Source organism: Gemmatimonadota bacterium (genome assembly GCA_041390125.1).
In the GTDB taxonomy this organism is placed as follows: Bacteria; Gemmatimonadota; Gemmatimonadetes; order Longimicrobiales; family Gaopeijiaceae; genus JAGQIF01.
Genome location: JAWKQN010000010.1, coordinates 13,483 through 34,142, shown reverse-complemented (window position 1 = coordinate 34,142; position 20,660 = coordinate 13,483). Strand labels below are relative to the sequence as shown.

The following is a 20,660-nucleotide window of genomic DNA, read 5'->3' as shown; positions in this document are numbered from 1 at the left end:
GAAGCCGGAGCGTCCGGGTTCTGATGGTCGCAGGTCTCCTCGCGTACGGCGTGACCCAGACCGTCGTCGACGCCCGCGCCGGCGTGTTCCGCCTTGCGATCGACCCGTCCGGGCCGGCGCTGCTGGTCCTGCTGGTCGCATGGATGGGCCTGGGGCGGGGGCGGCGGCGGCCCACGCCTCCGGGGGAGGGCCCGGGCGCCGCCCCGCCCCCTCTGGGAGCGCTCCTCGACTCCTGGGACCTGTCTCCCTCGGAGGCTGCCGTGGCGCACGGGCTGATCGAGGGCCGCTCGCTCGCCGAGATCGCGCAGCTTCGGCACCGGTCCCACCGGACGGTGCGACAGCAGGCCAGCGCGATCTATCGGAAGGTGGGCGTGGACTCGCGCGCGCAACTGGCGGCGCGGGTCATTGCACGCCTGTCCGGCTCCGCGCCGGGTGCGGCCGACCGCGCGCAGGACTGACCCCGGCTCGTGGTCGCCGCTGCGCGTCGTGCCTCGCCCGGCGCCGGGCGACGGCCCCGCTCGAGTGCCGCCCGGCCGTTCAGGCCGGGAGGAAGAAGAAAGCGATCCCGAGGACGATGTAGACCGCGAGGAGCTGCAGCCCCTCCATCCAGTGCGACTCCCCGTCCTGGGAGATCTGCCCGATCACCAGGACGGAGATGCCGACCGCCAGCACCTCGAACGTGGTGAAGAGCAGGTCCATGGGCTGCGGCCCCACCGCGTAGCTCAGGAACACCAGCAGAGGGGCCACGAACAGCGCGATCTGGATGGATGACCCCACCGCGATGTTGATGGCCAGGTCCATCTTGTTCTTCATGGCCATGAGCACGGCCGTGGAATGCTCGGCCGCGTTGCCCACGAGCGCGACCAGGATCACCCCCACGAACACCTCGCTCATGCCGAACGTGTGGGCGGCTTCCTCGGTGGCCCCCACGAGCAGCTCGCTCATCACGCCCACCATCGCCGCGGCGACCAGCAGGACCACCAGGGCCACGCCCGCCGGCCAGGGCTGGTGACCTCCGGCGTGCGGTTGCGGATCGGCGCTGTGCTCCTGTGCTTCGGAGCGGATGCCCAGGTACAGGTGGGAATGCGTCTTCAGCGTGAACCAGAGGCTGGCCAGGTAGGTGACCATCAGCACGATCGCGATGTCGAGCGACAGCCCGCGCTCCGAGGCCTGGAAGCCCGCGCCCACCACCAGGTGGAAGACGGCCGGGATCACGAGACCGACCGCGCTCAACAGGAGGAGCGTGGAGCCGTTGGCGGCCGCGACGCGGTTGAACTGCTGGCGCGGATGCTTGAGCCCGCCCAGGAAGGCCGACAGGCCGAACACGAGCAGGACGTTGCCGATGATGGACCCGGTGATGGACGCCTTGACCAGGTCGTAGAGCCCGGCTCGCAGCGCGATCACGGCGATGATCAGCTCGGCCGCGTTCCCGAACGTGGCGTTCAGCAGGGCGCCGGGACCCGCGCCGAGACGCTCCGCGAGGTGCTCCGTGGCGCGTCCCATCCAACCCGCCAGCGGCACGATGGCGAGCGCCGACGCGAGAAAGATCCAGGTCGCGTCTGCGTGGGCGCCGTACTCGAGGTACAGCGCAATCGGGACGAAGAGCAGGAGCAGGGAAAGCCAGTAGTCGGCGAGGAAGCGGCGCACGTCCATGTCAGCGCAACGCGTCCTCCAACGCCACCGCCGCGTCGGTGCCCGCGTCCCGGTACTTCACGATGACCGGCACGTAGAGCTGCACGCCGTGCGCGCGCGCGAAGTCCCCCTTCGCCGGACGGCTCCCGGGCACGACCACCGCACCGTCCGGGATCCGCGGGGAGGAGCCTTCCTCTGCCGCGATGACACGGCCATGCACCAGGTCGTACACGCGCGTGGCGCGGGTGAGGATGGTGCCCGGGGCCAGCACGGCCCGCGTGCCGATGATCCACCCCTCGTAGACGCCGCAGTTGCCGCCGACGAGCACGTCGTCCTCGACGATCACCGGGACCGCACCCACGGGTTCGAGCACGCCGCCGATCTGCGCCGCCGCCGACAGGTGGACGCGCTTGCCGATCTGGGCGCAGGAGCCCACGAGGGCGTGCGAGTCCACCATGGTGCCCTCGTCCACGTACGCGCCCACGTTGACGTACATGGGCGGCATGCACACCACGCCCGGCGCCACGTACGCGCCGCTGCGGATGGACGATCCGCCCGGTACGATGCGCACGCCTTCTCCCGCGTCCATGGCGCGCAGCGGATAGGTGTGCTTGTCGAAGAACGGGAAGCCGGCCGCCGTGAAGTCCTCGATGCGGCCCAACCGGAAGCCCAGCAGGATCCCCTGCTTGACCCACGTGTTGGCCTTCCACCCGTCCGGACCGGGAGAGGCGGAGCGCACCTCGCCCCGCGTCAACCGATCGCGCAGCTCCAGGAAGACGGCCTCGGCGTCCTGCGGCAGCTCGGCGGTGGGTACGCCGGCGAGCTCGCGGATGCGGTGCTCCAGCGCCTCGACGCTCCAGCCGGATGTTGCGCTCATCGGGTCACCCCCGCCTGCACCAGACGCAGGCGGCGCAGCTCGGCGTCCAGCGCCGGCCGGTTCTTCTCCTCCAGCGGGACCATGGGCAGACGGTAGCGCTCGGCGCAGTACCCCATCATGGCGACGGCGGCCTTCACGGGAATGGGGTTGGATTCGATGAAGCAGAGCGACATGAGGCGCGACAGCTCGTGATGCAGACGACGCGCTTCGTCCCAGTCGGAGGCACGGGCCGCGCCCACCAGCCGGCTCATGCGGTCGGGATCGATGTTGGAGACGACGGACACGACACCGAGGGCACCCAGCACCATCATGGGGAGCGTGAGCGAGTCGTCCCCGGAGAGCACACTGAAGCGCCGGGGCGCGTCGCGCAGGATGTGGCCCACCTGGTCCAGGTCGCCGGACGCCTCCTTCACGCCGCCGATGTTGGGATGCTCGGCCAGCGCGAGGGTCACGTCCGCAGGCATGTTGCGCGCGGTGCGGCCCGGCACGTTGTACAGCATCACCGGCGCCGGGGCCGCGTCCGCGAGCGCGCGGAAGTGGGCCAGCATGCCGGCGGGCGTGGGCTTGTTGTAGTACGGCACCACGCACAACACCGCATCCAGCTTGATCGGCTCGAGTCGCGAGAGGAACTCCAGCACGTCGGCCGTGGCGTTCCCCCCGGCACCGGCGGTGACGGCGACACGCCCGTCCGCTTCTTCCTGGACGATCTCGATGACCCGGATCTGCTCGTCGCGGGACAGCGTGGCGGCCTCTCCCGTCGTGCCGCAGGCCACGATGCCGCTCACGCCTCCATCGACCTGGCGACGCACCAGGGCGCGCAGCTCGGTTTCGTCCACCGAGCCGTCCGCGGCGAACGGGGTGACCAGCGCGGTATGGGTGCCGCGAAACGCGTCAGGCATGGGCTTCCTCTCCGAAAAGGGCGTCCTCGAACGAGAACACTCCGGTGCGTCCCTGGATCCACTCCGCCGCGAAGACCGCCCCTTCGGCGAATCCGCGCCGGCTCCTGGCCTCGTGCACCAGCACGATGCGGTCGACCTCGCCGTCGAATCCCACCTCGTGCGTGCCGAAGGCGTGTCCGGCGCGCACGCTGCTCACCTGCAGCGCGTCCTCCGCGATGCGGCCGGCCGGGTTGCCCTCCTGCAGGTGCTCCTTGCGCTCCATCGTGTCCAGCAACACGCGGGCGAGGGAGGCCGCGGTCCCGCTGGGCGCATCCGTCTTCATGCGGTGGTGGTACTCGAGCACGTAGGGGTCGTAGTCCGGGAAGCGATCGAACAGACGGCCCGCCTCGCGCACCAGGCGCGCGAAGAGAGTGGCGCCGATCGAGAAGTTGGCGCCGTGCAGCAGCGCACCCCCGGCCGTGCGCGTGCGCTCCTCCGCCTCGGGGAGGCGGTCGGCCCACCCCGTGGTTCCGATCACGAGGGGCACGCCCGCGCGCAGACACGCCTCCACGTTGACCAGCACGGCCTGCGCGACGCTGAAGTCGATGGTGGCCTGGGCGCGCTGGCTCGCGAGCCGGTCCGCCAGGTCCGCGGGGCCGTCCTCCGAGGCGTCGATGCGAGCCACGATCTCGTGCCCGCGGGCCTCGGCGGCCGACTCCACCATGCGGCCCATCCGCCCGTATCCGATCAGCGCGATCCTCATGCCGCCATCCGTCTTCTGGAGTCCAGGGTTCCCACCGCGGGAGCGCGTCTCACGCCCTCCGACTTCGCCCGCGTCTCAGGGGTGGAGCGCGCGAGCGCCGCTCAGCCCGTGATGAACGTGGTGTGCAACGTGCGAACTGCGCCCTCCCCGTCCGCTCCCGGCACCACCACCGACAGGCTGAGCGGAGACGACCCCTGTGCGATCATGCGGATGCCGGTCCCCACCAGCGCGCCCAGCGCGCGGGAGGGCACGTCGGGTGCGTCGGCGAGGCCGGCGCCGGCCACGGAGACGAGCGCGCAGCCGTCCTGTCGCTCCAGGCGTGCGGCCCCGCCGAGCTCTTCCAGGGCGCGCTGGCCCAGGGTGCCCGCTTCCGCGACCAGGGCCACGCTGCGCTCGCTGAGCAGGGCCAGCACCAGCGTGGCGTCGTGCCGGGCCAGCACGTCCAGCACCCAGCGCGCGAAGCCCTCCGTGGCCGGCCGCCCGGGCACCGGCGCGACCCTGAGATACGTCACGTTCCGGAGCAGCGCCACGGAGCGCACGCCGCTCGGGTCCGCCTCGCCCACCGCATCCAGGAGCGTGTCCCCGGCGTCCGGTGCGCGTGAGTCCAGGATGCGCACGGAGATGCCGCGCTCGGCGGCCGGTCGCACGGCGTCCGGATGGATGACGCGCGCGCCCAGATGGGCCAGCTCCTCCGCCTCGGCGAAGGAGACGCGCGGTAGCGTGCGCGCCTCGGGGACCACCCGGTTGTCCGCGGTGAGCATGCCGGCCACGTCCGTCCAGATCTGGATCTCCTCCGCTCCCAGGACCGCGCCCATCAGGGTGGCGGTGAAGTCCGAGGCCTCGAAGCCCATGGTGGTGGGCACGCCGTCGGGGGTGGCGCCGATGTAGCCCTGCAGCACGGGGACCCGACCGCCCTCCAGCACGGGACGGACGTGTCGGGCGGCCCGGCGTTCCAGCTCCGGCCGGTCGGGTCGCGCCCGGCCGAAGCGCGCGTCCGTGACCATGATGGCGAACGCGTCGAGCAGCACGGCGTCCACGTCGTGCGCCACCAGCGCCTCGGCGAGCAGGTGCGACGACATGCGCTCCCCGAACGTGGCGAGATGATCGCGGGTGCGGGGCGTGCATTCGCGAAGGACGTCGATGCCGCCGAGCAGACGGAAGAGCTCGGCCTCGAACGCGTCGATACGGGTGCGCACGGCGCCTTCGCGCGCGCCCAGCCCCAGGTCGTGCGCGATGCGGCGGTGGCGGTCCATGAGCGCGCCCAGCTCTGCTTCCGCGTCCGCCAGCGCGCCCCGCGCGGCCGTGGCGCCCAGCCCCACCAGCGTGGCCGTGGCGCGCGCGATGGCGGAGACCACGACCAGGGGAGCCCGCTCCCGCGCGCGGGTGACGATCCCCACCACGCGCAGGATGGCCGCGGCGTCCTCGACGGAGGTGCCGCCGAACTTCTGGACGATCACGGACGTGCGCCCAGCAGACCGCGTGCGGCCATCAGCTCGGCGTTGAGCACGGAGCCCGGGCCCGCGCCCCGGATCGTGTTGTGGCCGAGCAGGACCATCTTGTAGTGGAAGACGGGGCAGGGCCGGATCCGCCCCACGACGGTGGCCATCGAGCGCTCCACCGCGAGGTCGAGGAGCGGTTGCGGCCGGTCGCGCTCGTCCAGCACCACGATCGGGTGGTCGGGCGCGGACGGGAGGCCCATCTCCTGCGGGGCGGCCCGGAACGAACGGAGGGCCTCCTTCACGGCGTCCAGCCCCGGGTCCTCGACGAGCTCGACCGAGATCGCCTCGGTGTGGCCGTCCAGCACGGCGACGCGGTGCGTGTGGGCGGAGACGGCGATCGGCGCCGGCACGATGGCCCCGCCGTCCAGCGTGCCCAGCATCTTCTGGGTCTCGCTCTCCAGCTTCTCCTCCTCGCCGCCGATGAAAGGCACCACGTTCCCCAGGATCTCCATCGAGGAGACGCCGCGGTATCCCGCGCCCGACACGGCCTGCAGTGTCGCCACGAGCACGCGCCGGACGCCGAAGCGCTGGTGCAGCGGTGCCAGCGCCATGGTCAGGAAGGTGGCCGAGCAGTTGGCGTTGGTGACGATGCCGCCGTGGCCGGGGAAGCCGCGGGCCGCGCGCTGCGCAGGCAGGAGGTCCAGGTGCCCGGCGTTGACCTCGCTGATGACCAGGGGCACGTCGGGCGCCATGCGGTAGCTGCGCGCGTTGGAGAAGACCGCCACCCCGGCGCGGGCCCATTCGGGCTCGACCGTGTCGGCGACCGCGGCGTCCAGCGCGGAGAAGGCCAGGTCCACGTCCGCCGCGGGCGTCATGTCGCGGACCTCGAGGTCGGCCACGGCGCCCGGCAGGGGGGTCGGCAGCCGCCAGTCGCAGGCCTCGCGGTAGCTCCGGCCGGCCGAGCGCTCGGAGGCCGCGACGTGCGTGATGTCGAACCAGGGATGCCCCGCCAGGTGCTCGATGAGCCGCTGCCCGACGTTGCCCGTGGCACCCAGGATGGCCACCCGCTTGCGGGACACGCTCATGCCTGCACCAACCTCTCGACCAGTCGCTCGTAGGTGGATACCGCCTGCACCAGGTCGCGCTTGAGCACGTGCTCGCCGTCCGTATGCGCGACGTGGATGGAGCCCGGCCCCACCAGCAGGGGACGGCCCCACCGGCCCAGGTGGAAGAGATCGCTCCCGAACGCGACCGGTTGGGTCGGGAATCCCTCCGCGGTGTGACAATGTACCGCGTCGCTCGCGGACACGATCCGGACCCGCAGGGCGGGATCGCCGGCCACGAGCTCGTCCAGGCGCGCGCGCGCCTCGGCCGCGGGTCCCACCAGCCGGATCGCGACCGTGGCCCGGGCGGAGGGCGCGACGACGTTCATGGCCACGCCGCCCTCGATCCGCCCCACGTTGACGGTGGCCGCCCCGAGCACGGGGTCGTTGCCCCACGGCGCGGCGCGGATGCGCGCCAGCAGGTCCAGCAGCCGGTGGAGCGCGGAATCCCCCAGGTGGGGATAGGCCGAATGGGCCGCCCGGCCCGCGACCTCGACCTCGAAGGCCAGCATCCCCTTGTGGCCGCTGGCGAGCATCCCGTCCGTGGGCTCGCCCACGATCAGGAACTCGTTCGACGGGGCCACACCGTTGGCGGCGCGCGCCCCGGCGCTGTCGGTCTCCTCGCCCACCAGGAAGAGCAGTCCCACGTCCGTACGGCCGCGTGCGCGCAGGCGCTGGGCGGCCACGATCATGGTGGCCAGGATCCCCTTGGCGTCGCAGGAGCCCCGCCCATGGATGGCCGCGTCGTCCTCGCGGCTGGGGATGAAGGGCGCCACGGTGTCCATGTGCGTGCACAGCACCACGCGCGTCCCGTCGTCCGTGACCTGCACGTTGCGCCGGCCGTCCTCCACGGTCTGCGTCTGGGGGGCGAATCCGCGCGCTTCCAGCTCCTCCACCAGGAGACGACCGACCGGGCCTTCGTCCCCGGTGACGGAGGGGACGTCCACCAGGCGGCGCACCAGCCGGAACAGATCGGCTTCGTCCACGGCGGTGTCGGGGGTGGCGGGGGACGTCACGATGCCTCCGGGGGACCGGGGAGGGGGAGGGGCTCCTGTGTGGGATCGGGGACCGGGGCATGGAGCGCCTTCTCCACCGCGATCAGCACCTCGGGATCCATGTCCTCGGCGGACAGCATCCACACCAGGTAGTCGGACTCCTGGGCCGCGATGTCCTTCAGGCGGCGCCCCCGGTGCTTGCCGCGTCGGAACACGAGGGCGCCTTCGCCATCGCGTTCGAACCAGCGGTCGAACTCTGTTTCAAAGGGCGAGATGTCGTCGCAGTAGCGGTGGAGCCCGTCCAGATCCCGCGGCAGGTGGGTGTAGCGCAGCAGCTGTGCGGCGAACACGTCGGCGGAGGTGCGGATGTCCGCGAGCGCCGTATGCGCGTCCTCGGGTGTGCGTCCGAGGTAGAACTGCGCCGCCGCGGTGAGATCGCGCGGCTCCTCGCGGTGGAAGATGAGCTGCACGTCGATGAGGCGACGGCTGCGCACGTCGAACGTGATGCCGGCGCGGCGGAACTCGGTGATCAGCATCGGCAGGTCGAAGCGCCGGATGTTGAAGCCGGCCAGGTCGCACGGGTCCAGCACCTCCGCCAGCGCGCGGGCCCGCTGCCGGAACGGCGCTTCGTCCGCGACGTCCGCGTCCGTGATGCCGTGCACGCGGCTCGCCTCCGGCGGGATGGGCATCTCGGGATTGAACCGGCGTTCGCGCTCTTCGACGGTGCCGTCCGGATGGACGATCAGGACGGCCAGCTCCACGATGCGGTCGTGCTTGAGCGAGAGACCAGTGGTTTCCAGGTCCAGGAAGCAGACCGGCCGGTCGAGCGCGGAGCCCAGCGCCCCGTGCAGCGGATGTGCGCTCATCCGGCGCTGGCCGGGCGCGGCGGATTCAGCAGGGGCGGGATGGAGACGAGCGCCCACACCCCTTCGAGCAGGATGAAGCCCCAGCGATCGTCCACCACGGCCACCCAGCCGAGCAGCAGGGCGCCCACGAGGTTGATCAGGCTGTACAGGCGTTGCTGGGGGCCCAGCCACCCGCGCTGGTTGGCCACGTAGGCCGAGAGGATCAGGAAGGCTCCCACCAGGGAGACGATCTGCATGAGCATGTCGGCTCGGTCCTGCCGTGGGGATCGGGAGCGGGAGCCGCCCGGCCTTCGGGGCGACCCGGGATGCGGACGGTTCGCGTGGCGAAAGGTACCAAACCGGAGCGACTCCGGCAGGGTGTCGCGGGGCGCGCGCCGGACGCCTTGCGACGCCATTCGCGCCGCGCCTACGTTGCCTGCGCCGGCCCCCCGGCCCTCCCCGGCCCCCCGAACCCCAGGACATGTCCGCGCGCCTCTCCGAGCTCTGGCCCTGGCTGCTCGGCGCCCTCACGGTGGGCGCCACCCTGTGCGGGCTCCTCGTCCGGGCGCGCTCCACCCACCGGCTCCGCGCGCAGGAGGACGGCTTCCGCCGTCGGGCCCGCGCCGTGGAGGAGGGCTGGCTGCTGCGGCTCGAGAACGCCGCGGAATCCCATCGGACGGAGCTGGAGCAGGCGCGCGCCCGCGTCCAGGCCGTGACCACGGACCTGCAGGCCGAGCGTGGACGCGTGACCACCCTGCGCGACGATCTGGCCGAGCGCGACCGCGCGCTCGAGGCGGCCGCCGCGGAACGCGGCCTCCTGTGCGACAAGCTCGCGCTGCTCGACGAGCGGTTGGCCGCGGCCCTGGAGCGCTCCGACCGCTACGAGGTGGAGCTCCGCGCCACCCGGACCGAGCTGGACGGACTTCTCCAGGACCAGCGGGAGCTCTCCACGCGGCTGTCGCGGCGCGGCACACGGCTCCAGGAGCTGGAGCAGGCGCTCGGTCTGCGGGAGGCGCGCATCCTGGACCTCGAGCCGCTGGTCGACCAGGTGCGCGAGCGCACCGATCAGATCGATCTGCTCCGCCGCGAGCACGATGCGGAACGCCTGCGCCTCGAGTCGGCGCTGGGGGCGCTGCGGGAGCAGCGCGACCGACAGGTGTCCATCCTGGAAGCGCGCGTCGCCCAGCTGGAGCGCGCGGCCGTGGAGGACGGCAACGCCCTGGAGCTCCAGCGGCTGCGCAGACGGGTGGCGGAGCTGGAGCAGCGACCGCGCGCCACGCCGGACGACCTGCGCGCGATCCGCGGCGTAGGGCCGGCCATCGAGCGACGCCTGCACGCGTTGGGCGTGCGTGAATACCGGCAGATCGCGGCCTGGACGGTGGAGGACGTGCAGCGGATGAACGCCACGCTACAGGAGTATCCAGGCCGGATCCTGCGCGAGGATTGGGTGTCCCAGGCCAGGTCCCTGCATTCGGAGAAGTACGGCGAGGAGCGAATCGCATGAAACCTGGGCTGCTTTCCCTCCTGGCTCTCGGCGCGCTCGCGCCCGCGCTGGGGGCGCAGGACGTTCCGCCCGACACCGACCCGCGCATCTACGCGATCGTCGAAGGCGCTTCGGCCGAGCGCATCGAGGCGGACATCCGCACCCTCGTGGGCTTCGGCACGCGCAACACGCTGTCCGACACGGTCTCCACCACGCGCGGCATCGGCGCGGCCCGCCGCTGGATCAAGGCCGAGCTCGACCGCATCTCCGCTGCGTGCGGAGGGTGTCTGGAGGTGCGCTACGAGTCCTCCGTGATCCCGGCCAGCGAGCGGGTTCCGCGCGAGGTGCGCGTCGTCAACGTGGTGGCGATCCAGCGCGGGACGGCGCATCCGGATCGCTACATCATGATGTCCGGGGACATCGACTCGCGTGCGTCCAACACGTTGGACGGGGAGACCGACGCGCCGGGTGCCAACGACAACGCATCCGGGATGGCCGGCGTGCTGGAAGCGGCGCGCCTGCTGACCCAGCATCGCTTCCCGAGCTCGATCGTCTACATGGGTCTGTCGGGCGAAGAGCAGGGCCTGTGGGGCGGTCAGCACATGGCCGAGCTGGCGCGTGACCAGGGCTGGGACGTCGTGGGGGTGCTGAACAACGACATGATCGGCAACATCATGGGCATCGACGGTGTGATCGACAACAGCACGTTCCGGGTCTTCTCCGAGCCGACTCCCGTCACCGAGGACGAGCGGGCCCGCGCGCGCTACCGGATCTACGGCGGTGAGGTGGACGGTCCCTCCCGCCAGCTCGCCCGTTACGTGGACCGCGTCACCGAGACCTACTTCACCAACCTGGACGCCATCCTCGTCTACCGCCTCGATCGCTTCGGGCGGGGCGGCCACCATCGGCCCTTCAACGACGTGGGCTTCCCCGGCGTACGCATCATGGAGACGCACGAGAACTACGTCATGCAGCACCAGGACCTGCGGACCGAGAACGGCATCGCGTACGGGGACGTGATCGAAGGCGTCGACTTCGAGTACGCCGCCCGACTCACGGCCGTCAATGCGGCCACGATGGCCGCGATCGCGTGGGCCCCACCCGCGCCGACGGACGTGCGCATCGGCGGGGCCGTGCAGCCGTCCACCACGCTGGCGTGGACGCCGGTGGACTCACCCGTGCTCGCCGGCTACCGCATCTACTGGCGGGACACGACCGCGCCGCAGTGGCAGCACAGCCGCTTCGTGGGGCGCGTGAGCGAGTTCACGCTCGAGAACCTGGTGATCGACAACTATCTGTTCGGCGTGGCGGCCGTGGGCCAGGACGGGAACGAGAGCCCCGTGGCCTATCCGCAGGGGCTCATCCAGCGTCGCTAGCGGGTCGGAGCGGAGCGGAGTCGGTCGGGCTGTCCGCCCGCCGGTCTCCACCGCCTCCGACCGGCGGGCGCACCCTCCCGCAGGACCGGAACGACAACGGGGCACCCGCAGCCGCGGGTGCCCCGTTTCCGTCTGCACAGGCCGGAGCGCCGTCAGCGGCCCTCGACGACCAGCGCGTCGTGGATGAGACGTTGCTGCTCCGTCTGGTGGTCCTGCGCCTTTCCTTCCGCCGGCGAAGCCCGCTCCGGACGGGAGACGTGGCGCAACGGGATGGTGCGCGGCACCACGATGCGCAGGCGAGGTCCCACGAAGGAGAGGGCCCCCATGTTCCGGGGCTCCTCCTGCGCCCACACCACCTCCTCCAGGGCCGGATAGCGCCGGACCAGTTGGTCCAGCTCGTCCACGGGGAAGGGATAGAGCTGCTCCACCCGCGCCACGGCCACATCGGCGGCCTGCTTGCGGTGGTCCGACTCCGACAGGTCGTAGTAGAACTTCCCGCTGCACAGGACCAACCGCCGCACGCTGTCCCGCCGGCTCTCCGCGGTCGGGTCGTCCAGGACGGCCTGGAAGGCCCGGTCGGACAGCTCCGCCGCCGGAGACGAGGCCGCGGGCAGGCGCAGCAGGCTCTTGGGCGTCATGACCACGAGCGGGCGTTCGGGCACCGCGTGGGCCTGGCGTCGCAGGAGGTGGAAGTACTGCGCCGGGGTGGTCGGATAGGCCACCCGCATGTTCTCCTCGGCACACAGCTGCAGGAAGCGCTCGAGACGGGCGCTCGAGTGCTCGGGGCCCTGCCCTTCGTACCCGTGCGGGAGCAGCATGACCAGCCGGGCGTGCTGGCCCCACTTGGTGGCGCCGGAACTGATGAACTGGTCGAGGATGACCTGGGCCACGTTGACGAAGTCACCGAACTGCGCTTCCCACAGAACGAGGTCACGGTCCGCGACGACCGTGTAGCCGTACTCGAAGCCCAGAACGGCGGTCTCCGTGAGCGGCGAGTTGTAGACCTCGAAGCGGGCCTGCCCCACATGGTGCAGCGGGATGAACTCGTCGCCGGTCTCGGAGTCGTGCAGGACCAGGTGCCGCTGCGAGAACGTACCCCGCTCGGAGTCCTGTCCGGAGAGCCGCACGGGCACGCCTTCCTCGAGCAGGGTCGCGAAGGCCAGCGCCTCCGCATGGGCCCAATCCAGGCGCGCGTCGGGCCCGAAGTCGGCGACGCGCCGCTCCAACTGCTTGACCAGCTTGGAATGCACATGGAAGCCGTCGGGCCAGGAGAACGTCCGGCGGTTGAGCTCGACGAGCGCGTCGAAGCGGACGTCGGGGATCTCCACCGCGGCCGGGGCCTCCGCCTCCGCCTTGGGAGGTGTCGGCGCCTCGTCCGCCTTCAGGGCCTCCTGGGCGTTGCGCAACCGGGCCGTGTACTCGTCGCGCAGGGTATCGACCTCCGCCTCGGCGATCACCCCTTCCTGCACGAGGCGCTCCGCCCACAGCGTGCGGACCGTCGGATGGGAACGGACCCGGTCGTAGAGACGGGGCTGCGTGTAGGCGGGCTCGTCCCCTTCGTTGTGCCCGTGCCGTCGATAGCCGATCAGGTCGATCACGATGTCGTCCGCGAACCGGGCGCGGTACGCCATGGCCAGTCGGGTCGCGCCCAGACAGGCGGCGGGATCGTCCGCGTTCACGTGGATGACGGGGATGTCGTAGCCCTTGGCCACGTCGGACGAGTAGCGGGTGGAGCGGCCTTCGTGCGGCTCCGTGGTGAAGCCGATCTGGTTGTTGACGATGACGTGGATGGTGCCGCCCGTCGCGTAGCCCTTCAGCCGAGCCAGGTTGAGCGTCTCGGCCACGACGCCTTCCGCGGCGAAGGCCGCGTCCCCGTGGATGACGACGGGGACCACGCAGCGCAGATCCTGCTCGGCGTCCTGCTCCGGACCCTTGAACTGCTGCACACGGGCCATGCCCACCACCACCGGATTGACGAACTCCAGGTGGCTGGGGTTGGGCGCCAGCCGCACGGACACCTCGCCGCCGTCTTCCAGCAGATAGGTGCCGACCGCGCCATGATGGTACTTCACGTCGCCGGTGCCGGCCTCGACGGCTCCGATGGCCTTCCGGGGCGCGCCCTCGAACGAAGCCAGCATGCTCTCGTAGGGCACACCGACGATGTGGGCCAGCACGTTCAGGCGGCCCCGATGGGCCATCCCCAGCACCACCTTCTCCGCGCCGTCGCGCGCCCCCTCCCGGATGGCTTCGTCCAGGAGCGGCACCAGCATGTCCGTGCCTTCGAGCGAGAAGCGCTTCTGTCCCAGGTAGGTCCGATGCAGGAACTGCTCGAAGCCTTCGACCTCGGTCAGTCGCTCCAGCAGACCCCGCTTCTCCCGGTCGGAGAGCGGCTGGGTGTACTCGCGCGACTCCACCGCCTGCCAGAGCCACTGGGCGCGCCCGGGATCCTCCAGGTGCTCGAACTGGAAGCCCATGGATCCGCAGTAGACCTCGCGCAGCAGCCGGAGCCGCTCGGCCAGCGAGCCCTCCGCGCCGGGACCGAAGACCACGGACGACGGGATCCGCTCCAGCTCCTCCATCGAGGTCCCGAAGAACTCGGGGTCCAGCTGCGGATGACCGGGGGGCTCGCTGCCGAGCGGGTCCAGGTGCGCGAGCTGGTGCCCGTGGTCCCGGAACGCCTGCGCCAGCGCCGACCCGCGCGCCGCGAGCTGGAGCATGTGCTCGTCCACACCGGTCGGGGCGGCCCCTGCGGCGGCCGGCGCCGGGCTGGTCTTCCCGGGTGTCGCGGGGGCCGTCGCCGGAGTCGGCGCGGCCGGCAGCGTGGCGACCACCGTGGCGTGGTGGGCGTGGGCGGCGCGTCCATTGCCCCCGAGCGCTTCTGGCTCGATCAGCCCCGACGCCCGCGCCAGGTCGGCCTCCTTGAAGATCCGGCGCCATGCCTCGGGCACCGAATCCGGGTTCCGGGCGTACCGTTCGTACAGGTCCTGGGCGTACGCCGTGTTGGTGGCGTCGAAGAGGTTGTCGTTCATTCGGGGCCGGGATCGTCCGGTCACGTGGGGAGGTGGAAGCGGAGTCGTCTTCGCTAAACCTATTGTATTCCGCGAGCAAGGCGAGCGGTCCAGGACGCGCCGCCGGCTCCGTTGCGAGGAGTGAACGCATGATGCGAGCCAACGCCGGCGCCCTTCCGCTGCACTCCCTGCACGCCTGGGAGGAGCGCTGGCCCTGGGTGCAAGCCGGCATGACGGCCCGCGGAGACGACGACGCACCGTTCGACCTGCGCTGGTTCGGCGGCGAGCGGCCGGGCGCCCCCGACCGGTGGCGGCGGCTCCGCGAGGAGCTCGGCTTCGCCACAGTGGTCCACGCACCCCAGGTGCACGGCGCGGACGTGCTGTGGCACGCCGCCCTGCCCCCGGGCATCCTGCTGACCGACCCCGCCGACGGGCACGCCACCGACCGCTTCGGGACCCTGCTGACGGTGAGCGTGGCCGACTGCGTCCCGGTCTTCCTGCTCGCTCCCGAGCACAAGGCCATCGCGCTCCTGCACGCGGGCCGGATGGGGGTGGCGGCCGGAATCCTGTCCCGCGGGGTCCGGGCGGTGGGCGCGGTGGGCGCCGGGGCGGCGGACCTGCACGTCCACCTGGGGCCCTCCATCTGCGGGACCTGCTACGAGGTGGGGCCGGAGGTGCACGAGGCGTTGGGGCTGCCCCGGCCGGACGGGCCTCGGCCGGTGGACCTCCGGGACCGCCTGCGGGCCCAGGCCCTGGCGGCGGGCGTTCCGGCCGGGCAGGTGACGGTCTCGACGGAGTGCACGCGCTGCGCTCCGGCGGGCACCTGGTTCTCCCACCGCGGGGGCCACGCCGGACGGCAGGTGGGCTACCTGGGTCTGCGCGGCTGAGATGGGCGTTCCTCCCGGCCTGTGCGCGGCCTGCGTCCATCACCGCCAGATCGAGAGCCGGCGGGGATCGGAGTTCCACCTGTGCGAACGATCCCGCTCCGATCCCCGCTTTCCGCGCTATCCGCCCTTGCCGGTGTGGACGTGCGCGGGCTTCGAGCGCAGGATGGAGCAGCCGGGGTCCGCGGACTCGCCGCCCGACCCCGCACCCGATTCCCAGGAAGGACGAAGCGGATGAGCGAGCCCCTGTACGCGAGCCGGGCGCGGATCGCCAAGGTGGAGGGTGTGCACCGGCGTGCGCGCCTCGAGACGGGCACGACGGTGGAGATGGGCGTCCATGGGCCCATCAAGCGCCTGTTCGGCCTCGAGGACGCCGTCGACCTGCCTCTGCCGGTGGACTACATCGTGGCCGCCACCGGCGGCTGAATGCTGGGAACCCTCAACGGCGCACTGGAGGTGCGCGGGATCAAGCTGGCGCCCGACGCGATCGTGGCGGACGTGACGGGCATCAACGAGGAGCGGGACCGGATCCCCACGCTGGTGGAGATCCAGGTGGCCTACCGCCTGCGGATCCCGGCCGGGACCCGGGAGACTGTGGATCGCGCGCTGGAGCGCCACGCCACCAGGTGCCCGACCGCGCGCTCCCTCGAAGGGGCCGTGCGGGTGACCTGGAGCGCGGAGGTGGAGGAGGAGCAGGCCCCGGCGCCGTGACCGGGGCGCGGGCGCCGTGACCGGGGCGCGGCATGCCCGGGCCGCCCGGGCGACCGAGCGCGGGATCAGCGCGCCAGCGGGTGCTCCGCCAGGAAGGCCCGCACCAGCGCCAGCGACGCCTCCGGACGCTCCTCCGGCACCACGTGCCCACAGCGATCGAGGACCTCGAGGCGGGCCCGGGGCAGCGTCGCGGCGAGGCGCTGTCCGATCCCGACCGGGATCACGATGTCCTGCCGGCCCCAGAGCAGCAGCGTGGGCTGGGTCAGGCGGGGGTACCGGGTGACGACCTGCGCCAGATCGGTCGGCACGATCTGACGCGCGCTCTCCAACAGGGCGTAGCGTCCCCCCGGGCGGCCCAGGGGGTCGGCGTAGTTGGCCACCTGGGTGTCGGTGAGGCCGGCGGGATCGAACACGATGGAGGAGAGCGCCATCCGGATGACCCGCTCCGGAGAGAGCAGGTGGAGCGCCAGGGTGCCCAGGAGCGGTACCCGCGCCATCGAGATGAAGCGCGGGAGGGGCTGCGGGAACGCCGGCCCGGCGACCACCACCAGCCGCCGGACCCGCTCGCTTCCCCGGTCCAGGAGGCGCAGCGCCGTGAGCAGGGCCACCCCGCCCCCCAGGGAATGCCCGACCAGGGTGACGTCACGGAGGTCGCGCTCCTCCAACCAGGCGTCGATCAGGGCGGCCTGATCGGCCGGGGCGTACCGGCCGTCCCGGGGCCGGGGCGAGTCCCCGAAGCCCTTCAGGTCCACCGTGTAGACCTGGTGGTCCGCGGCCAGCTCGGGCGTCCAGAACCGCCAGGTGCTCTGGTTCCCCGCGAAGCCGTGCAGGAGCACGAGCGGAGGCCCCTGCTCCCCGTACCGCGTCCAGGCCAGGCCCGACGCGGGCGGGCTCACCAGAGCTCGACCTGCTCCCCGTCGCCCAGACGCAGGACGCGGGCGCCGAGCGTCTGCAGCCGGTCCGCCAGGTCGCGGTGGCAGGTGAAGACGAACACCTGGCGGCGGCGGGAGAGCTCCTTGAGCAGGCGCAGGCCCTGGTCGCGCCGCTCCGCGTCCCAGTTGACGAAGCTCTCGTCCAGGAAGAGCGGGAGCCGTTCGCGGCCGTGGTCGAGGTGGTCCACCACCGCCAGACGCAGGGCCAGGTAGATCTGCTCCTTGGTGCCCGTGCTCAACGGTCCGGTGACGTCGATGCCGGGGCCGCCGTTGTGCTTGACGTACAACATGGGCTCGCCCGGCCGGTCCCCGGTGGCCAGGGTGTGGTAGCGGCCGCTGGTGATCCGGGCCACGTACTGGGCTCCCCGCCGGACCACGTCCGGCTGGTGGCGCTCCCGGAAGCGACGGTCCGCCTCCGCCAGGATGCCCGCGAGCAGCATCTTGCGGTCGCGCTCCCGCTCCTGGCGCGCCCGCTCGACCCGCACGCTCTCGATCTCCCCGTCCACGTCCGCCACCGACGGGCCCGTGCGCAGGTGGGCGATGTCCTTCTCCAGGCCGGCCACCTCGCCCCGCAGGTCCTCGATGCGCTCGGCCCGCTCCTGCTGCTCGGCCCGGGCGCGCGCGAGCGCGGCGTCCTCGACCGGACCGACCTCCCGCACGTGCTCCTCGATGGCGTGCCGCAGGCGCTCGACGCTGCCGTGGCGCTCCCGGATCTCGTCCAGCAGCCGGCGGGACTCCGCGTCCTGCGCCTGGCTGCGCACGAACCGCTGCACGCCCGCGTCGGGGTCGCCGTCCCCGAGGCGGGCCAACCGCTCGTGCAGCGCACGCGCCGCCCCGGCGCTCCGCTGCGCGCGCTCCTGCAGACGGGTCCGCTCGGTGCGCAGGGCCTCGAGGGCCTCGTCCAGGGAGCGCGCCTCCGCGCTCCACTCCCGGGCCCGGCTGCGGAGCTGCTCCAGACCCTCCAGGGTGCGGGCCAGCCCCGCGCCCTCGAAGACCCCCAGGTCGGCGGCGAGGGCCTGGGCGTCCGCCTCCGCCTCCTCCACCCGCGCGCGCAGCTCGCCCTCGCGGGCGCGCAGGCGCTCCAGGGCGGCCGTGTGCTCCTCGGCGCGGGTCCGGGCCAGCGTGTGCTGCAGCCGGGCGTCGGCCGCCGTGCGGACCGCCCCGACGGCGCGCAGGGCCAGGGTCGCCGCCCCACCCAGCAGGAGGAAGGCGACGCCGTACGCGGGGAGCCCGCCGCCCAGCCCCGCCCAGACCAGGCAGACCAGCCCCGCCAGCGCCAGGGCGGCGGCCGCCTGAGCGGGGCGGACGGGGTCGGAGAGGGCGGCGGGCGCGGGCGCGTCGGCGGGCGTGGACTCCAGCCGGGCCCGTTCGCGCTCGACCGTGGCCCGCTCGCCGTCCGCAGCCAGAGCCGGCAGCGCCGTCACGCGCAGCCGGTCCAGGCGCTCCTCGGCGTCCATCACGGGACGGGCGCGGGTGCGCAGCTCGTCGCGCCGGGCCTCCAGCCGCTCGGCGCGGGCGCCCGCCTGGACCTCCTCCTCCGCCTGCTCGTCCGCCTCCCGGCGGAGCCGCGCCAACTCCCCCGCGGGGTCGAGGGGCAGCTCCGCCGTGGACGTCCGGGGGCGGACGGCCAGCTCGTCCAGGCGCGCCAGACGGTGCGCGTCCGGAAGCAGGCGCTCCAGCCGCTCGAGGCGCGTCAGCGCGTCGGCCCGCTCCGCCCGCAGCCCGGCGAGGGCCTCGCCGCGCTCGCCCAGCCGGCGGTCCAGGTCGCGCAGGCGCGCGTCGCGCTCGCTGGCCTCACGCCGCTGCTGCTGCAGGTCGCGCAGGGTCTCCGCGAGGGCACGGCTGCTCTGATGACCCCGCCGGTTGGGGCGCCAGAGCGCCCCCGCCTCGCCCACGAGCGTCTCGGCCACCTCACGGGCGGGCCGCACGTCGTCCGACAGCAGCGAGGCGATCATGCGGTCCTGGATGGTGGACCAGGTGGCGCCCTCCAGGTGCCCCAGCTCGGCGAGCGTGAGCGCGTACACCTGGGTGAAGACCGAGCGCGGCACGTGCTCGACGAACGGAAGCGGCCGATTGCGCAGGTCGGTCTCCGCCCCCTCGACCTCCAGGCGTCCCCAGGGGCTGCCCAGCAGCCTGCGGCGCAGGGCCAGGGAGGTGCCGTTGTCCAGGCGCAGCCGGGCCTCCCCTTCCATGGACGCGCCCGACCACGGCGTGTACGGATGCTTCTCCAGGGCGACCGGCGAGAAGCCGTACAGGAGCGTGGTGAGGAACGTGAAAAACGTGCTCTTCCCGCTCTCGTTGGGTCCGGTCACGACCGTCAGCGCGCCCAGCGCATCGGCCCCCGAATCGAAGGCCTCGAAGCGCCCGAAGGCGCCGATGGTGACCCGTTCGATCCTCACGGCTCCCGCTCCCGCTCCGGGAGGTGCATCCGGGCCAGCAGCTCCACCGGCGCCCCGGCCAGGAGCGAGCGCAGGTAGGCCTCGCGCGCGGGTCCGGCCGTCGTCTCGCCGCCGGCCAGCTCGTCGGGCGCGACCCGATTCCAGTCCTCCGCGCCGCTCTCCAGGCCCGCGACCAGCCGCAGGGCCTCGCCGAGCACGTCGTCCCGGTCCCGGAAGTGCTGCACGTCCAGGACGGGGTGCGTATCCGCGAGCACCTCGACCTCGAGCGCGCCCAGCGCACCCGCCAGCTCGTCTTCGAGGATCCGCAGGTCCTCCGGCTCGGCCAGCTCCGCCGCGAGCGGGCAGGGACCGCCCAGCTCGACGCGCAGCAGCCACTCGGTGCCCGGAAGCGCCCCGGCCCCACGGTCGGCCCAGCGGGCCGCCACCTCGCGGCACAGGGCATCGAGGGAGCGGCAGTCCTCCAGCCCGTCCACCGGTAGCGTCTCGAAGCGGAGGCGGGCCGTCTCGTGGAAGGTGACCCGCGGGGCTCCCGGCGCGGCCAGGTCGACGATCTGGACCCCGCGGGGTCCCGTCTCGTTGAACGTGCGGCCCTGCGGGTTGCCGCAATAGCTCACGAGCGGCGCCGCCGAGAGGATCTGCCGCCGGTGGACATGCCCCAGGGCCCACGCGTGGTATCCGCGGCGGAGGAGGCCTTCCAGGGTCGACGGCGCATACGCGTGATGGCGCTCCGCCGACTCGGCCCTCCGCACCTGGGTGTGGAGGACGGCGACCTCCGGGATGCCGTCGGCCGGGGCGTCGGGCAGGAGCGCGGACAGGTCCCGGGTCTCGCGGGCGGACGCGTGGCCGATGGCGGTGATGGCGCCCACCGGCGTGCCGTCCCGGTCGTGCACCACCCGACGCACGGGCTCGGCCCGCGCCACCACGGTGACGTGGTCGGGCCAGGGGAGCTCGAAGGCCCGCGAGCCGAGCTCGGGGGCGTCGTGGTTGCCCGTGGCGTAGACGACCGGGATGCCCGCCTCCCCCAGACGAGCCAGCTCCGCCAGCAGGAAGCGCTCGGAGTCGAAGGACAGGCGCTGCCCGTCGAAGAGGTCCCCCGCCACGACGACCGCGTGGACGTGCTCCGCCAGCGCCACGTCCACCGCCGCGTGCAGCGCGTCCCGCGAGGCCGCGCGCAGACGCGTGCGCACCACCTCCGTGCGGCCGGGCGACGGCGTGTCCAGGTGGACGTCGGCGAGGTGCAGGAAGCGCATGCGATAAGGTACGGCGCCGCTGCGACACCATGAAGGGCGCGCGGGGCGCTCGCGCGTCGCTTCCGGCCGGAATCGCCGCCATTTG

General features: G+C 72.8%; 19 protein-coding genes. 6 read left to right on the top strand and 13 right to left on the bottom strand.

Annotated features, from left to right (window positions below):
• Nucleotides 1-23 precede the first annotated feature (23 nt).
• A complete protein-coding gene (locus R3E98_12030; protein MEZ4424129.1) occupies nt 24-458 on the top strand; it encodes a helix-turn-helix transcriptional regulator in 435 nt (144 codons plus the stop codon).
• Between the two features lie 79 nt (nt 459-537).
• Here R3E98_12030 and cax read toward each other — a convergent pair whose 3' ends face one another.
• The 9 genes from cax to R3E98_11985 all read right to left on the bottom strand — a co-directional run bounded on the left by cax (nt 538) and on the right by R3E98_11985 (nt 8,795).
• Entirely contained in the window at nt 538-1,653 is a 1,116-nt protein-coding gene (gene cax, locus R3E98_12025; GenBank protein MEZ4424128.1) for a calcium/proton exchanger, read from the bottom strand.
• Between the two features lies 1 nt (nt 1,654).
• On the bottom strand, nt 1,655-2,509 hold the full coding sequence (locus R3E98_12020) for a 2,3,4,5-tetrahydropyridine-2,6-dicarboxylate N-succinyltransferase (GenBank protein ID MEZ4424127.1): 855 nt from the start codon (nt 2,507-2,509) through the stop codon (nt 1,655-1,657).
• Complete coding sequence (dapA, locus tag R3E98_12015) at nt 2,506-3,408, bottom strand: 4-hydroxy-tetrahydrodipicolinate synthase (protein ID MEZ4424126.1); 903 nt, start codon at nt 3,406-3,408, stop codon at nt 2,506-2,508. Before dapA ends, R3E98_12020 begins: the two co-directional genes overlap by 4 nt.
• Nucleotides 3,401-4,150 carry a 4-hydroxy-tetrahydrodipicolinate reductase gene (gene dapB / locus R3E98_12010; protein MEZ4424125.1) on the bottom strand — a complete coding sequence of 250 codons (750 nt, stop codon included), beginning with the start codon at nt 4,148-4,150 and terminating at the stop codon, nt 3,401-3,403. The genes dapA and dapB overlap by 8 nt, the downstream gene beginning before the upstream one ends.
• Nucleotides 4,151-4,251: 101 nt before the next feature.
• Complete coding sequence (locus R3E98_12005) at nt 4,252-5,607, bottom strand: aspartate kinase (GenBank protein MEZ4424124.1); 1,356 nt, start codon at nt 5,605-5,607, stop codon at nt 4,252-4,254.
• Nucleotides 5,604-6,674 carry an aspartate-semialdehyde dehydrogenase gene (gene asd / locus R3E98_12000; protein MEZ4424123.1) on the bottom strand — a complete coding sequence of 357 codons (1,071 nt, stop codon included), beginning with the start codon at nt 6,672-6,674 and terminating at the stop codon, nt 5,604-5,606. The genes R3E98_12005 and asd overlap by 4 nt, the downstream gene beginning before the upstream one ends.
• Nucleotides 6,671-7,708 carry a M20/M25/M40 family metallo-hydrolase gene (locus R3E98_11995; protein MEZ4424122.1) on the bottom strand — a complete coding sequence of 346 codons (1,038 nt, stop codon included), beginning with the start codon at nt 7,706-7,708 and terminating at the stop codon, nt 6,671-6,673. The genes asd and R3E98_11995 overlap by 4 nt, the downstream gene beginning before the upstream one ends.
• Nucleotides 7,705-8,553: a 3'-5' exonuclease gene (locus R3E98_11990; GenBank protein MEZ4424121.1), complete on the bottom strand. Its 849-nt coding sequence runs from the start codon at nt 8,551-8,553 to the stop codon at nt 7,705-7,707. Before R3E98_11990 ends, R3E98_11995 begins: the two co-directional genes overlap by 4 nt.
• The gene (locus R3E98_11985) at nt 8,550-8,795 is read right to left on the bottom strand and encodes a hypothetical protein (GenBank protein ID MEZ4424120.1); all 246 of its coding nucleotides are present in this window, start codon (nt 8,793-8,795) and stop codon (nt 8,550-8,552) included. The genes R3E98_11990 and R3E98_11985 overlap by 4 nt, the downstream gene beginning before the upstream one ends.
• Before the next feature lie 218 nt (nt 8,796-9,013).
• Here R3E98_11985 and R3E98_11980 point away from each other — a divergent pair, with 218 nt between their 5' ends.
• On the top strand, nt 9,014-10,036 hold the full coding sequence (locus R3E98_11980) for a hypothetical protein (protein ID MEZ4424119.1): 1,023 nt from the start codon (nt 9,014-9,016) through the stop codon (nt 10,034-10,036).
• A complete protein-coding gene (locus tag R3E98_11975; GenBank protein ID MEZ4424118.1) occupies nt 10,033-11,391 on the top strand; it encodes a M20/M25/M40 family metallo-hydrolase in 1,359 nt (452 codons plus the stop codon). The genes R3E98_11980 and R3E98_11975 overlap by 4 nt, the downstream gene beginning before the upstream one ends.
• 152 nt (nt 11,392-11,543) lie before the next feature.
• On the opposite strand, the gene R3E98_11970 is transcribed toward R3E98_11975, so the two are convergent.
• Entirely contained in the window at nt 11,544-14,420 is a 2,877-nt protein-coding gene (locus R3E98_11970) for a 2-oxoglutarate dehydrogenase E1 component (GenBank protein ID MEZ4424117.1), read from the bottom strand.
• A 128-nt stretch (nt 14,421-14,548) separates the two neighbouring features.
• Here R3E98_11970 and R3E98_11965 point away from each other — a divergent pair, with 128 nt between their 5' ends.
• The 3 genes from R3E98_11965 to R3E98_11955 all read left to right on the top strand — a co-directional run bounded on the left by R3E98_11965 (nt 14,549) and on the right by R3E98_11955 (nt 15,994).
• Nucleotides 14,549-15,286, top strand: coding sequence for a polyphenol oxidase family protein (locus R3E98_11965; GenBank protein MEZ4424116.1), 738 nt, complete (start codon nt 14,549-14,551; stop codon nt 15,284-15,286).
• A 231-nt stretch (nt 15,287-15,517) separates the two neighbouring features.
• Nucleotides 15,518-15,709 carry a hypothetical protein gene (locus R3E98_11960; protein ID MEZ4424115.1) on the top strand — a complete coding sequence of 64 codons (192 nt, stop codon included), beginning with the start codon at nt 15,518-15,520 and terminating at the stop codon, nt 15,707-15,709.
• Nucleotides 15,710-15,994, top strand: coding sequence for an OsmC family protein (locus R3E98_11955; protein MEZ4424114.1), 285 nt, complete (start codon nt 15,710-15,712; stop codon nt 15,992-15,994).
• A gap of 65 nt (nt 15,995-16,059) precedes the next feature.
• Here the strand turns inward: R3E98_11955 and R3E98_11950 are convergent, their stop codons facing one another.
• The 3 genes from R3E98_11950 to R3E98_11940 are packed head-to-tail and all read right to left on the bottom strand — an operon-like array spanning nt 16,060 to nt 20,575.
• Nucleotides 16,060-16,890, bottom strand: a complete 831-nt coding sequence (locus R3E98_11950) for an alpha/beta hydrolase (GenBank protein ID MEZ4424113.1) — start codon at nt 16,888-16,890, stop codon at nt 16,060-16,062.
• On the bottom strand, nt 16,887-19,325 hold the full coding sequence (locus tag R3E98_11945; GenBank protein MEZ4424112.1) for an AAA family ATPase: 2,439 nt from the start codon (nt 19,323-19,325) through the stop codon (nt 16,887-16,889). The genes R3E98_11950 and R3E98_11945 overlap by 4 nt, the downstream gene beginning before the upstream one ends.
• The gene (locus R3E98_11940; protein MEZ4424111.1) at nt 19,322-20,575 is read right to left on the bottom strand and encodes a DNA repair exonuclease; all 1,254 of its coding nucleotides are present in this window, start codon (nt 20,573-20,575) and stop codon (nt 19,322-19,324) included. The genes R3E98_11945 and R3E98_11940 overlap by 4 nt, the downstream gene beginning before the upstream one ends.
• Nucleotides 20,576-20,660 lie beyond the last annotated feature (85 nt).

What these genes read in the sequence shown, in the direction of transcription:
- R3E98_11990 (MEZ4424121.1), bottom strand. Translation starts at nt 8,553, where the DNA reads ATGAGCGCACATCCGCTGCACGGGGCGCTGGGCTCCGCGCTCGACCGG.
- R3E98_11985 (MEZ4424120.1), bottom strand. Translation starts at nt 8,795, where the DNA reads ATGCTCATGCAGATCGTCTCCCTGGTGGGAGCCTTCCTGATCCTCTCG.
- R3E98_11960 (MEZ4424115.1), top strand. Translation starts at nt 15,518, where the DNA reads ATGAGCGAGCCCCTGTACGCGAGCCGGGCGCGGATCGCCAAGGTGGAG.
- R3E98_12020 (MEZ4424127.1), bottom strand. Translation starts at nt 2,509, where the DNA reads ATGAGCGCAACATCCGGCTGGAGCGTCGAGGCGCTGGAGCACCGCATC.
- dapA (MEZ4424126.1), bottom strand. Translation starts at nt 3,408, where the DNA reads ATGCCTGACGCGTTTCGCGGCACCCATACCGCGCTGGTCACCCCGTTC.
- cax (MEZ4424128.1), bottom strand. Translation starts at nt 1,653, where the DNA reads ATGGACGTGCGCCGCTTCCTCGCCGACTACTGGCTTTCCCTGCTCCTG.
- R3E98_11980 (MEZ4424119.1), top strand. Translation starts at nt 9,014, where the DNA reads ATGTCCGCGCGCCTCTCCGAGCTCTGGCCCTGGCTGCTCGGCGCCCTC.
- dapB (MEZ4424125.1), bottom strand. Translation starts at nt 4,150, where the DNA reads ATGAGGATCGCGCTGATCGGATACGGGCGGATGGGCCGCATGGTGGAG.
- R3E98_12030 (MEZ4424129.1), top strand. Translation starts at nt 24, where the DNA reads ATGGTCGCAGGTCTCCTCGCGTACGGCGTGACCCAGACCGTCGTCGAC.
- R3E98_11940 (MEZ4424111.1), bottom strand. Translation starts at nt 20,575, where the DNA reads ATGCGCTTCCTGCACCTCGCCGACGTCCACCTGGACACGCCGTCGCCC.
- R3E98_11970 (MEZ4424117.1), bottom strand. Translation starts at nt 14,420, where the DNA reads ATGAACGACAACCTCTTCGACGCCACCAACACGGCGTACGCCCAGGAC.
- asd (MEZ4424123.1), bottom strand. Translation starts at nt 6,674, where the DNA reads ATGAGCGTGTCCCGCAAGCGGGTGGCCATCCTGGGTGCCACGGGCAAC.
- R3E98_11955 (MEZ4424114.1), top strand. Translation starts at nt 15,710, where the DNA reads ATGCTGGGAACCCTCAACGGCGCACTGGAGGTGCGCGGGATCAAGCTG.
- R3E98_11965 (MEZ4424116.1), top strand. Translation starts at nt 14,549, where the DNA reads ATGATGCGAGCCAACGCCGGCGCCCTTCCGCTGCACTCCCTGCACGCC.
- R3E98_11975 (MEZ4424118.1), top strand. Translation starts at nt 10,033, where the DNA reads ATGAAACCTGGGCTGCTTTCCCTCCTGGCTCTCGGCGCGCTCGCGCCC.